Annotated in this window: 10 protein-coding genes and 1 pseudogene; 5 read left to right on the plus strand and 6 right to left on the minus strand. The window is 63.4% G+C overall.

Features of this window, described 5'->3' with window-relative positions; translation table 11 throughout:
* The 4 genes from VIQ49_RS09725 to VIQ49_RS09740 all read left to right on the plus strand — a co-directional run.
* The coding region (locus VIQ49_RS09725; protein ID WP_331883794.1) for a DUF1416 domain-containing protein at positions 1-243 on the plus strand (243 nt) is incomplete at its 5' end.
* 654 nt (positions 244-897) lie between these two features.
* Positions 898-2544, plus strand: a complete 1647-nt coding sequence (locus tag VIQ49_RS09730) for an alpha/beta hydrolase (RefSeq protein WP_331883797.1) — start codon at positions 898-900, stop codon at positions 2542-2544.
* On the plus strand, positions 2541-3128 hold the full coding sequence (locus VIQ49_RS09735; RefSeq protein ID WP_331883800.1) for an LppA family lipoprotein: 588 nt from the start codon (positions 2541-2543) through the stop codon (positions 3126-3128). The genes VIQ49_RS09730 and VIQ49_RS09735 overlap by 4 nt, the downstream gene beginning before the upstream one ends.
* Before the next feature lie 159 nt (positions 3129-3287).
* Positions 3288-3905: an FABP family protein gene (locus VIQ49_RS09740; protein ID WP_331883802.1), complete on the plus strand. Its 618-nt coding sequence runs from the start codon at positions 3288-3290 to the stop codon at positions 3903-3905.
* Positions 3906-3930: 25 nt separating this feature from the next.
* Here the strand turns inward: VIQ49_RS09740 and VIQ49_RS09745 are convergent, their stop codons facing one another.
* The 6 genes from VIQ49_RS09745 to VIQ49_RS09770 form a co-directional block, all read right to left on the minus strand.
* Complete coding sequence (locus VIQ49_RS09745) at positions 3931-4506, minus strand: hypothetical protein (RefSeq protein WP_331883804.1); 576 nt, start codon at positions 4504-4506, stop codon at positions 3931-3933.
* A gap of 239 nt (positions 4507-4745) precedes the next feature.
* Positions 4746-6458: a thiol reductant ABC exporter subunit CydC gene (cydC, locus tag VIQ49_RS09750; RefSeq protein WP_331883807.1), complete on the minus strand. Its 1713-nt coding sequence runs from the start codon at positions 6456-6458 to the stop codon at positions 4746-4748.
* Positions 6445-8139: a thiol reductant ABC exporter subunit CydD gene (gene cydD, locus VIQ49_RS09755; RefSeq protein ID WP_331883810.1), complete on the minus strand. Its 1695-nt coding sequence runs from the start codon at positions 8137-8139 to the stop codon at positions 6445-6447. The genes cydC and cydD overlap by 14 nt, the downstream gene beginning before the upstream one ends.
* 29 nt (positions 8140-8168) lie before the next feature.
* Positions 8169-9230, minus strand: a complete 1062-nt coding sequence (cydB, locus tag VIQ49_RS09760) for a cytochrome d ubiquinol oxidase subunit II (RefSeq protein ID WP_331883813.1) — start codon at positions 9228-9230, stop codon at positions 8169-8171.
* Between the two features lie 17 nt (positions 9231-9247).
* Positions 9248-10852 (minus strand): cytochrome ubiquinol oxidase subunit I, encoded by a 1605-nt coding sequence (locus VIQ49_RS09765; RefSeq protein ID WP_331883816.1) that lies wholly within the window; start codon positions 10850-10852, stop codon positions 9248-9250.
* A gap of 353 nt (positions 10853-11205) precedes the next feature.
* Positions 11206-12123, minus strand: a complete 918-nt coding sequence (locus tag VIQ49_RS09770) for an aminodeoxychorismate lyase (RefSeq protein ID WP_331883818.1) — start codon at positions 12121-12123, stop codon at positions 11206-11208.
* A 39-nt stretch (positions 12124-12162) separates the two neighbouring features.
* Here VIQ49_RS09770 and VIQ49_RS09775 point away from each other — a divergent pair.
* Positions 12163-12606: pseudogene (locus VIQ49_RS09775) on the plus strand (folate-binding protein); the annotation flags it as partial.

Genomic DNA, 12606 nt, shown 5'->3' on the forward strand with positions numbered 1-12606 from the left:
GTTTTGACCGGTCAGGTGCTCGACACCGACGGCAACCCGGTCGCCGGCGCTTTCGTGCGTCTGCTTGACGGAACAGGCGAGTTCACCGCCGAGGTCGTTGCCAGCGGTACCGGCGATTTCCGCTTCTTCGCCGCCCCCGGAACCTGGACGCTGCGTGCGCTGTCGTCCACCGGCAACGGTGACGTCACCGTGAAGCCGGAAGGTGCCGGCGTGCACGAGCAGAACGTGACCGTCAGCAAGTAAGAGCCTCGACTCTGACAAAGGCCCGGTCACCTTTCGAGGTGACCGGGCCTTCGCCATTCTCGCAAACGCGCCATCTGTACCAGGACGCTCCACTTGTTCATGGAGCGTCCTTGTACAAGTGGAGCGTGCGTGGGCTGACTCACAGCTTCAGGACCGAAGGGCCCTGCGCCTCAACAGTTTTCTGAATCCGACCGAGAGCCTGTCGCGAATCAGCCTCGGTGGCATCGAATGTCGCCGCCGCCATGCGCAGGCCCTGAACCATCTCATCAACGGCGGTATCCAGAGACTTTCGCCGGTCCGACAAGTAGGTCCTGAACTCCCCCAACGCACCATTCGCCGTACCCCGGAATGTGTCTACACCGCCACCATTCATACGAGTCTCACCTGCAGACAACTCGTCAGTCGCGGCCAAACCCGCCTGAGTTGTCATGCTCGCCGCAGTCGCTACGTCCTCGACGGACACACAGAACTCACCCGACATCGCTTCCCCCTGATCCACCAAACCCCTACCTGTACCTTAAGGTATTGCCAGCGACTGGGTCGTCGTTCACAGGTCGTTTCGAGGGGACGTATTGGACCTGGGGGATATACGTGCGTGGGATGTTTCTGGTCTGAGAACTCTGCAAGCGACATTGTCGAGTCGACAGCGACACATTGACCGACGTCAAGACAAAGCTCGAGTCGATCGGACAGTTTCCGGGCTGGACAGGCGAGTCCGTCGACGCTGCCAAACAGAAGTTCACCATCACCGCAGATGACCTGTCAGACGAAATAGCCACCGTCAGCGCCGTCCAGGAACTCGCGCGGCAGACCGTGGTCGCCGTGGAGCACCTGCAGTCCGAGCTCAAGAAGCTCGAGTCCGACGCGGCTGCCGAGGAGATGTCCCTAAATGATGACGGGCAGGTCTCCTACAGCACCGACGGAAAAGACGACGGCGAGATCGAACAGCTCAAACGATCCGAAGAGCGCATAGAGGCCGCCGCAACAGCTTTGATCACGCAAGCCGCGGACGTCGACAGTGATGCTGCTGCAGTCCTGAGAAAAGCCGCTGCAGGTGAGATCACCGCCCGTGGTGCCCGAACACCGGAAGACATCAAGAAGGCAGGACGCGAACAGGGAAGTCTCACAACAGATCCGCCTCCAGCTGATCTGGCACCATTGCAGGCCAAGGAATACTGGGACGCGTTGTCGCCGGAGCAAAAGGACTATGTGCTCTCCCAGCATCCGGACTGGGTTGGCAATGTCGACGGGATTCCCGCCGTCGTACGTGACGAAGCCAACCGAGCGTTGATTCCCATCGAACGCGCACGACTCGAAGCCGAGAGAAAACGGTTGCAAGACAACCTCGACGGTCACTGGTTCGGCGGCACGTTCACCAACGAAGATGCCGAACTCTGGTATGTCGAGCAGAAGCTCAAGGATCTCGACGCGGTCGAAAGTGCGCTATCGCAGATTGACTCGAGCACGGGTCAACCTCGCGATCTGAAGTTGATGCTGCTCGATATGACCACTGGCGAGCGCGGACGCGCCGCCGTTGCCGTCGGAGACCCTGACACAGCCGACCATGTTTCGGTAACTACTCCTGGCCTGGGGACAACTGTGAACGGGAGTTTGGATGGGATGATCGGTGAAGCCACGAATCTGAAAATCGAGGTCGAGAATCAGCTCGATTTCACGAACCGAAATGGCACTGTGTCCACGATTGCTTGGGTCGGCTATGACACTCCGAACGTAACCGGACCCGGAAACTTCGACACGGCTCGAGGTGGCCTAGATGTCGCCGGCGATTCAGTAGCAGACGAGGCCGCCCTAGACCTGTCCAACTTTTACCGCGGGGTAGACGCCGCGTCTGCGGCTCCCGACCCGCACATCACGGCCCTGGGACACTCCTACGGCTCCGTTGTGACGTCCCACGCTTTGCAGAGTTCGCAGGCTGCCGGGGTCGACGAGGCCGTATTCTACGGCTCACCCGGCCTCGGCGACGACGGCACAGTAGCAACGGTCAATGCGGGCACCCTCGGCCTCGATCGCGGAGACGCGTATGTCATAGAAAACGATGGTGACACGATTGCCGATTTCGGAACGTTCGGAGGCGATCCCACTCGCACTGGTGACCTGACCCAGTTGACATCCGACGCCGGCGTCGACCGGACAGGAATCGAACGCGAAGGTGGCCACGGGCACGCCGACTACCCGCGGTCTTCGACGGGTCCAGACGGTCAGGATCGACTGAAGATGCCCGGTTACAATCTGGCGGCCATCGTTGGCGACTCAGGACTGGAAATCGAGGAACCGAAATGACGCAACGCCACCGGCGATTGTGGAGACGGGTTGCCCTTGGGACCATCTTGGCCGCGATCTGCGCATTTGCCGTGGCGGTGATCTTCGTAGCCGGAACCCTGTCCGAGAACAGCACCGATGAAGGGAATTCGATGTCAGACGAGCAACGCGCCGAAAACGACATAGCTCTCCGCAATCAACCATCCTATGAAGCTGGCGTCGAAGCCCTCAATGCGGTTCTGCTCGACGCGAGCACGGCGCTCACCCGCGAGTTCCCGTATTTGCGATTCGAATGGCGCCGAGAGGCGACCTTCACAACCTGTCCCGACCATTCGGATCCGGCGATGTCTGGCATATCGGCCTCCCGGTTCGCCGATCAGCCCATCGCCCAAGCTGATTGGGCCCGAGCGATGCAGATCGTCGTGGACCACGCTTACACCCTCGGGGCGGTCGAAACCGGTACCTATCACGATGAGACCAACGTCCACGACACGATCATCTTCGCAGGCGGCTTCAGCATCCGATTCGGGTCGATCAAGGCAACCGCGCTCAGAGGCAACACACCATGCCGACTACCTCAGGATGCGCTCGATCAGGTTCCGTGACACCAGTGGCACAGTGAGGGAATCCCCACACGCACTGCGTTTCGGCAGACGCTAGAATACCCAGGTGGTCATCTTCTTCGAAGCATTGTTGGTACTGGCGAGCATTCTGATCGTCTGGTTCGGCCTGTATGTTCTCTACCGGCTGGTCACTGACGAATCGTGACCCGTTCCGGCAACGAGGCGGTCAATCAGGCCGCCATCAAGGCCCAGGAAACCGGCAGCCGGAACATTCCGGCATTGCCTGACCTGCCGCTGCCCGACGACACCGCCAACCTCCGCCAGGGTCCGGACCTTCATCCGGGACTGCTGGCGTTGTTGCCGTTGGTGGGGGTCTGGCGCGGTGAGGGCGAAGGCAATCACCCGGAAACCGGCGACTACCGCTTTGGTCAGCAGCTGATCATCAGCCACGACGGCCAGAACTACCTCAACTGGCAGGCCCGCTCGTGGGTCATCGGCGACGATGGCGACGACGACGCCAAACCCGATCTCCGCGAATCCGGATTCTGGCGGATCGGCGAGGACGACTCCATCGAACTTCTCCTCACCCACGCCGAGGGTTGGATCGAACTGTTCTACGGCAATCCCCTCAACCAGACGAGCTGGGAACTGGTCACCGATGTGGTGATCACCTCCGCGTCAGGCGCCAAGGCCGGTGGCGCGAAGCGACTCTACGGGCTCGTCGAAGACGGCGACCTCGCGTACGTCGAGGAACGTGTCGACAGCGATGGCGATCTGGTACCCCGGGCATCGGCGAAACTGAGTCGCTACGCCGGATGAATGCCCGCCTCCGCCCGGTTGACCGTCAGTCCTGACCTCGCTCGGCGACAAGGAACGCACGCCCCCGCGCCGACAGTTCATAACCGACAGCGAGACTGTGCGTGAGGCCGAGGTTCTTCAATTTGCGGACGTCGAGTTTGAACGGATCCTTCTCCCGGCCACACATGTCCGCGAGTTCGATGGCACGTCGACCCGGGTTCCCTTCGATCAGCCCCAGGGTCTCACGAGTCCACGGACCACTCGGACTGCGAGCATCGAACCGGTCCAGCCGGGTCACGATCTCGACGACATCCTCCGGGCTCAGATGATCATCTGTTCGCAGCGCGATGCGAGGGTCCGGACCCGCCCATGTCAGGGCGATCCGAAAGACCGGATCGGTCTCGTTACCGCGGAATCGTTTTCGTAGCGCTGCGACGGACTTCTCGCCTGCCAGACCCGCCTGGTCGTCGGTGATGGCGTCCGGGTCGACCTCGTCGACAGCTGTGATCCGAACCAGTCCGGAATAGCTCTGAAAGACCTCGCCCGCTTTCACCCGAGACGCTTTCCAACGACGAAATGCGAGTGACACAGTCCCGTCCGCAACACCGACCGCCACTGCCATCGGCAAGATCATCGTGTCCCCTCACAAGAAATGGGCAGACCCCCGCACCACCCGCAAGGCAGCGGGGCATCCGGCCAGGACGAGGTCGGAAAGGTGCGGGGGTCCGGTGACCAACGTGGATTCAGCTTCATACCGATTGGGGTACAAGATAATCCACCAATCGGCCGGCTAGCTGATGGTCACCTCACGTGTCCTAGAAATCAATTTCAGACCACCTCCTTCCTCGTGTACCGACGAAGCTACTCCCGCTTCCGGGTGTCGGCAACAGGATTTTCTGAGGGCGAAATCCGACCGAGGTCGATGACCACGTCGGCGCGGTGATGGATCGGCAGCCGATGGGTCACCACCACCACTGCCCGGTCCGGATCGACCAGCGCCTCATCGGAAGCGTCGAGCAGTTCACGCTGCAGCCGATCAGAATCGTGGCGGTCGAGGTTCTCCCCCGGCTCATCGAGTAGAAGTACCGGCGCCTCGTTGATCAATGCTCGCGCGAGCAGCAACCGTCGTCGCTGACCACCGCTGATCGAGTCGGCACCGGCGTCAAGCGGGGTGTCTATGCCCTGCGGGAGACCGGCCACCCATTCGCCCAGCCCGACCCGATCGATCACGTCGATGATCATCGAATCGGGCGCGTCGCCCCTCGAGACCAGCAGATTCTCGCGAACGCTGGTGGTGAAGATGTGCCCGTCTTCGGCGAAGTACCGAACGGCGTAGTCCTCGTTGCCGGGCCGGGTGACGGTACCGGTCACCGGCGGCAACAAGCCGGCAAGTGTGAGAAGCAACGTGGACTTTCCACACCCGCTCGGACCGATCAACGCGACCCGCGACCCTGATTCGATGTCGAGGTCCATCCCGTCCTCGCCGCCGAACACGTCACCTCCGGGCCATCCCCAGCACAGCCCCCTCGCCACCACCGCGTTCCGGCCGGTTCCCACGGCCACCGGCGGGACGATGTGTCCGAAATCGTCTGCCCGGTCGATCATCGACATGATCCGCCGAGCAGAACTATGGCTTCGCTGCAGCTGCAGCGCCGCTTCGGTCATCGGCCCGGTCGATTCAAAAGCGCTCAGTGGCAGCAGTATCAGCACACCGAGCGCCATCGGGGACACCGCATCGGCCAACCCGATCCCCACCAGCGCGGCCGCCAACACCGACACCCCGACCGCCAGCGGAACCACGGCGTTGGCCCAGGCGCCATGCATCGCACCCCGATCCGCGGCGTCGGCGACGTCGGATTCGGCCACTCGTGCCTCGTCCAGCAGCACCTCGCGCCGGCCGGCCACAGCCAGTTCCGCGGCATGGTCGAGGACGGTCATGATCGCGCCCGCGTTCCGGGTCTGAGCGGCAGACTCCGCTCGCGCCGCAATCCGCGCTCCCCGGACAGCCAGCCACGGTGCCACCACACCGCAGATCAGCAACGCCATGGCCAACACCAGCGCCGCCCAGAGCGACACGAAGGCCATGATCACCACTGCCGCCCCGGACACGACCATCGACACCCCGATCGGGATGACTGCGCGGATGAGCGCATTTCCGATCTCGTCGACGTCGGTCCCGGTCCGCGACAACAACTCTCCGCGGCGTAATCCCACCGAGTATCCCGCGGGTCCGCCGGCGAGCGCCAGGTACAGCCGGCTGCGCGCCGTCGACATCGCATCAAATGCCAGGTCGTGGGTGGCGAGACGTTCGAGGTACCGGAACAGTCCCCGGGAGATGCCCAGTGCCCGAACCGCTGTGACCGCCACCGACAGGGAGAGAACCGGCGGCATCTCCCACGCTCGTGTGATCAGCCATGCCGACAGTGCGGCCAGGGCCAGAGCACTACCCGCACCCAGGATTCCGAGCAACAACGATCGTGCCACGGGTCTGCCACGCAGCCCCAGAAGACCCAGTGCCCGCCACAGCGGATCACCCTGGAGCCCCCGCACAGACGTGTTGTCAGCGTTCGACATACGTCACCCCCGCCACGTCGACGATGTCGTCGGCCACAGCGAGCATCGCGGGGCGGTGCGCCACCACCACGACGGTGTCGCCGGCCGCGGCCCGCGCCTGCAATGCCCGCGCCACCGCCGATTCGGCGTCGGCATCGAGGTGGGTGGTGGGTTCGTCCAGCAGCAGAAGTGGTGCGGGCGAGGCCAGTACCCGGGCCAGGGCCAGTCGCTGCCGTTGTCCGGCGGACAGTCCGACACCCCCGGTTCCCAGGTCTGTCTGCCAGCCGTCGGGTAGTCCGGACACAACCGCATCGAAACCACTGGCCCGGCAGCCGAAGTCACGGTCGCGCGGTCCCACCGGCCCGGTCATCTCGAAGTTCTCGGCAACTGTTCCCGGGACCAACGCCGGGTGTTGGGGCAGCCAGGCCACCTGCTCCCACAGCGCTTCCGGATCGAGCTCGGCAACCGGGACGTCGCCGATGATGACCGACCCTTCCTGAGGCGATTGAAGACCCAGGATCGCGGCCAGGACCGTTGACTTTCCGGCACCATTCGGGCCGGTGAGCACCGTCAGTCGCCCGGGTGTGATGGTCGCGGACAGATCGTGCGGCGCCCAGCCGTCGCGGCCGTGTACGCCGAGTCCGGCGACCACGATCGTGGCTCCGGCCACCGCAACCGAGCGGCTCCCCACCTGACGCTGCGCGGACTGACCCTCGATGATCTCGAACACCTCACGTGCACTGGCTGTTCCGGCCTCCGAATTGTGGAACTGGGCGCCGGCGGTGCGGAGCGGCAGGTACACCTCGGGCGCGAGGATCAGCGCGAGAACACCTCCGTACAGACCCATGTCGCCGTGCACCAGGCGCAGGCCGATGCTGACGGCCACCAGGGCGACAGACAGCGTCGCAAGGAATTCCAGCACCGCTCCGGAGAGGAACGCCACCCGCAAGGCCTGCATCGTGCTCCGTCGATGGGCCTGCCCGAGTTCCCCCACCCTCGCCGCGGGCTCGCGCTCGCGCCCCAGGGCACGCAACGTCGGGATTCCCGCGATCAGATCGAGAAGCTGAGAGGACAAGCGGCTCATCGCCGCAAGCCGATTGGCCGTCCGGTCGCGAGTCAGTCGGCCGATGAGGATCATGAAGATCGGGATGAGGGGCAGTGTCACGACCACGATGACGGCCGACGTCAGATCCGCCATCGCGATGACCACCACGAGGACCGGGATCGCGATCACCGAGAGCATCAGCGCCGGAACGTAGCCGGTCAGATACGGTCCCAGCGCTTCCAGGCCGGTCGTCAGAATCGTCGCGAGCCGGTTGCGCCTGGTCAGCAACTCCCGTGGCGGCGTGCGTGTCGGATCCGACACCGCGGCCAGGGCTTCATCACGCAGGTCTGCGATCACCCCGGCACTGGCCCGGTGGGCGTACCGATCGTGGACGTACACCGCGGTCACCCGCACCACGATTGCTCCGGCCAGCGCCCACAGGTGCCAGGCCTGCGCGTCCAGACTTCGTTGATCCGGCGACACGATCAGCTCGGACAGGATCGACGCGACCATCATCGCGGTGACGATCACGCAGACAACCTGCGTGACCGCCATCAGCACCGTCAGCACCAGGAAGCGGCGCGACGTCCGCGAATAGCGCCACAGCCGTGGGTCGATCGGCGGGCCGGAAGCCGATGACGCCTTCTCACCGGTCATGTCGACGCCCGATCACTTCGACTGCCCGATCACCGCGTCTTCTCGGTCACTTTCGGGCTGCGTAGAGGCAGTCCGATCGATGGTGGGATCTGGCTGGTCGAAATGCGTTGGCGGAACACCCAGTAGGTCCAGCCCTGGTAGCACAGGACGATCGGGGTCATGATCGCTGCGGCCCAGGTGATGACCACCAGGGTGTGGTGGCTCGAGGCGCTGCCTTCGATGGTCATGTTGAACGCGGGATCGGTGGTCGAGGGGATGACGTTGGGGAACATCGATCCCAGGATCAGCACGACCACGCCGGTGATCGCGAAGCAGGTGGCGACAAAGGCCCAGCCTTCGCGGCGCAGGTACGCCAGCGCGGTGGCCGCGATGATCGCGACCGCGGCAACGAGCAGTGCGATCCAGGTCCAGCCTTTGCCGTACTCGACTTGGGTCCACAGTCCCCAGACCGCGGCGACCGCGGTGGTGGGTATCGCGATTGTGAATGCCGCCTTCATCGAATCTTCCTGCAGTTCACCGGTTGTCTTGAGGGCGAGGAACACTGCGCCGTGGGTGGCGAACAGCAACGCGGTCGCCACACCGCCCAGCAGCGCGTAGGGCGAGAGCAGGTCGAAGAAGTTGCCGGTGAATTGTTCGTCGCCGTCGATGGGGAGGCCGCGTACCAGGTTTGCGAACGCGACTCCCCAGAGGATCGCGGGCAGCCACGACCCCAGGCCGATTCCGACGTCGGCCCACCATCGCCAGCGGGGATCGTCGATCTTGCCGCGCCATTCGATGGCGACCACTCGGACGATCAGGCCGACGAGGATCAGGAACAGCGGTATGTAGAAGGTGGAGAACATGGTGGCGTACCAGGCCGGGAACGCCGCGAACAGTGCTCCGCCGCCGGTGATCAGCCAGACCTCGTTGCCGTCCCAGACCGGGCCGATCGTGTTGAGCATCGCCCGTCGGCGGGTGTCGCCGGGGACCCCGTTCTTCTTACGACCGAGGAACGGCATCAGCATGCCGACGCCGAAGTCGAAACCCTCGAGTACGAAGTAGCCGAGGAACAGAACGCCTACCAGGCAAAACCAGAACTCTGCCAGACTCATTGCTCTACCTCAGTCCCTCAGTACGCGAACGACAGTTGTTTGGGCTCATCGGATTCCGGCCGGTCATCCGTCTCCGGCCCGTCAGGACCATCGATCGGCGGACCGGAATCCGCCGGGGCCGGACCCTCGCGGGTGTACTTCCGGATCAAGGTGAACCAGATGACACCCAGCCCGCCATACAGCAGCGTGAAGATGATCAGCGTGACCAGCACCTGATAGCCCGAATGCTGACTCACACCTTCCTGGACCGTGAGGTGGATGTTCTCCAATCCGTTGGTGTCGCCCTGCGACGACGGGTTGGGTGCCACCATCCAGGGCTGCCTGCCCATCTCGGTGAAGATCCAGCCCGAGCTGTTCGCCAGGAACGGGGTGGGGATCATCCAGATGGCAAACGTGGCAAACTTTTTCGAGTCGGGTATTCGGCCCCGTCGCATCAGCCACAGCCCGAGTAGCGCCAGCGCCGCCGAACCCAGCGCCCATCCGATCATCGCCCGGAATGCCCAGTAGGTGACAAAGAGGTTGGGCTTGTAGTTACCGGGCCCGAAGTTGGCGACATGCTCGGCCTGCAACTCCTCGACACCCTGCAACGTCGAGTTGAAATCGTTGTCGGCCAGGAACGACAGCATGCCCGGGATCTCGATGAGATGTGTCACCGATTCACAGTTGTTCTGTGTCCCGATCGCCAGGATCGAGAAGCCCGCCCCGGTTTCGGTGGTACACAACGATTCGGCCGAGGCCATCTTCATCGGCTGCTGTTTGAACATCAGCTTTGCCTGCTGATCGCCGGTGATGGCAAGCGCCACACCGCTGATGATCATGATCCACAGCGCAAGGCGGGTCACCGGGCGATACAGCGTCTTGGCGTCGTGTTCGAGTTGATCGGCGGTTTTGCCGTTCATCGACGGTTCGGGGTCATCGGCGACCGCCACCGACGATCCGTCCCCGACCGGTGCGCCAACCGGCACATCCTCTCGGAGCTTCTTGGCCCGTCGCATGTTTCGGACCATCCACCAGCAACCGATGGCGGCCACAAACGTTCCCGCGGTGAGAAATGCGCCGGCGATCGTATGAGGGAAGGCGGCCAAGGTGGTGCTGTTGGTCATCACGTCCCACAGACTCTTGAGCTCGGGACGCTGCTTCTCCTCATTCCACTGCGCACCCACCGGATGCTGCATCCACGAATTGGCCGCGATGATGAACCAGGCCGAGGCATTGACACCGATGGCGACCATCCAGATCGTCATCAGGTGCACCTTCTTCGGCAAACGATCCCACCCGAAGATCCACAGTCCCAAGAACGTTGACTCCAGGAAGAACGCCACCAGCCCTTCCAAAGCCAGCGGCCCACCAAAGACATCGCCGACAAATCGGCTGTACTCGCTCCAGTTCATCCCGAACTGGAACTCCTGCACGATGCCCGTGGCCACGCCGAGCGCAAAGTTGATCAGCAGCAACTTGCCGAAGAACTTCGTGGCCCGCAACCACTGCTGCTTGCCGGTCACCACCCAGACCGTCTGCATGATCGCCACCATCGGCGCCAAACCGATCGTCAACGGGACCAGGATGAAGTGGTAGACGGTCGTGATGCCGAACTGCCATCGGGAGACGTCCAGAGCGTCCATGTTCCCTCATTCGCCGGGGGTTCTACTACGTCCAGTAGTAGTTGCAGGCTACGCCGTCGATCATGGGCCCTACAAGCGAAAATGCCCACTTTCGGTGTGCCGGTGGCCACTCTTGCCGAAGTCGGGCACAAAGCCCCGCCTCCGTGGGACCTCAGGCCCGGTAACACTCCTCATGACGCGTCGGTGGCACGGGAGCACTGTGATCGACAGGCTTTGCGCATCGGTCAAACGCACACAGCCACCACGGACCCCCACCGTCGCACCGACGCCAAAAGACCGCATGATCTAGAAAATAGTGCACGCAACCAAATTGCGAACCTTCAACGAGATAACTGCGAGAAAAGAAACCGGCCTCACTCGATGGCGCGGTCCACCAACGCCGAGAAGTCTTGTGGCCGATCCGGAGTCGACATCGTGTAACCGTTCAACTCGGTGACCCTGGCGGCCAGCGTGATGCTCGATAGCAGCCAGACCGCTTCGGCGCCGACGAGATCTGCCGGACTCAGGGGTGCGATCTTGGTTTCCCACCCCTCCTTTTCGGCCTGAGCGAACAACGCCTGCTGGGTCGTGCCCTCCAGAATCCCGGATTCTGCGGGAGGGGTCGTCAGAGTTTCACCTTCGACAAGGATCACGGTCGATCGTGGACTCTCGAGGACCAGTCCCTCACTACTCGTGTAGATGACGTCATCTACACCCTGCTGCGCGGCATATCGCAGTGCAGCCATGTTCGTGGCATAGCTCAATGTCTTCGCACCCAATAGCTGCCAGGGGGCGGCAGCGGCCAGATCCACCGAATAGCCGCGGGCAGCGGTGATCACCTTGACGCCGTGCTCACGCACGTGGGCCGCCCGCTCGGCCACCGGGCCGACGGTGAGGTATTCGGTGGCGCCGCCACCGTCGCGGGTCAAGCCGGTCTGCTTCTGCTTGCCCGCCTTCTTGACCTCCGATCCGGCCGGAGCTGATTCGCGGCCACGCGAATACACGAGCCGCATGAGACCCTCTGCCGACTCGTTCTTCTCCGTCCAGACCCGGGCACCGATCGCGATGGCCTCGGCCCATTGCTCCACGTCCGGCTCCGGTAGATCGAGTGCCCTGGCACTGCGCGTCAACCGCTGAAGATGCAGATCGACGCAGCGAGCGGTTCCGGAACGGACCAGGAGCGTCTCGAAGACGCCGTCACCGCGTACGGCGGCGAGGTCGTCCGCGTGCAGGATCGGCACGTCCGGGTCGAGAACAGCGCCATCAACAGTCACCAGAATTGGTTGAGCCATAGCGGCAAGGGTAGCGAGCACACTCGTACCATTGGGAAGGTGACTGACTTGTTGGAATCCTTGCGCCCGTCCGGAGCCGTCGCCGGCCTGGAAAACTCGCCAGACGAAACCGTGGCCTGGCATTTTGGAGACCCATTCGGAGAGCAGCGGGCCGCCACCACATCTGCGGCCGTCATCGACCGCTCGCACCGCGGTGTCATCGCGCTGACCGGCGACGAGAGATTGAGCTGGTTGAACACGATCTCCAGCCAATTCGTCACCGACCTCGCGGACGGTCACAGTGCCGAAAACCTGAGTCTCGACGGCAACGGCCGCGTCGAAGACCACTTCGTCCTGACCGAGCTGGACCAGACAACCTGGATCGACACCGAGGCACAGCGAGCAGAGCCTCTCGCCGCGTTCCTGCAGAAGATGGTCTTCTGGGCCAAGGTCGAGGTCGCGCCTCGCCCCGACATGGCGGTACTGACGCTGGTCGGTCCCGCC

The organism is Williamsia sp. (assembly GCF_036566845.1).
Taxonomy (GTDB): Bacteria; Actinomycetota; Actinomycetes; order Mycobacteriales; family Mycobacteriaceae; genus Williamsia.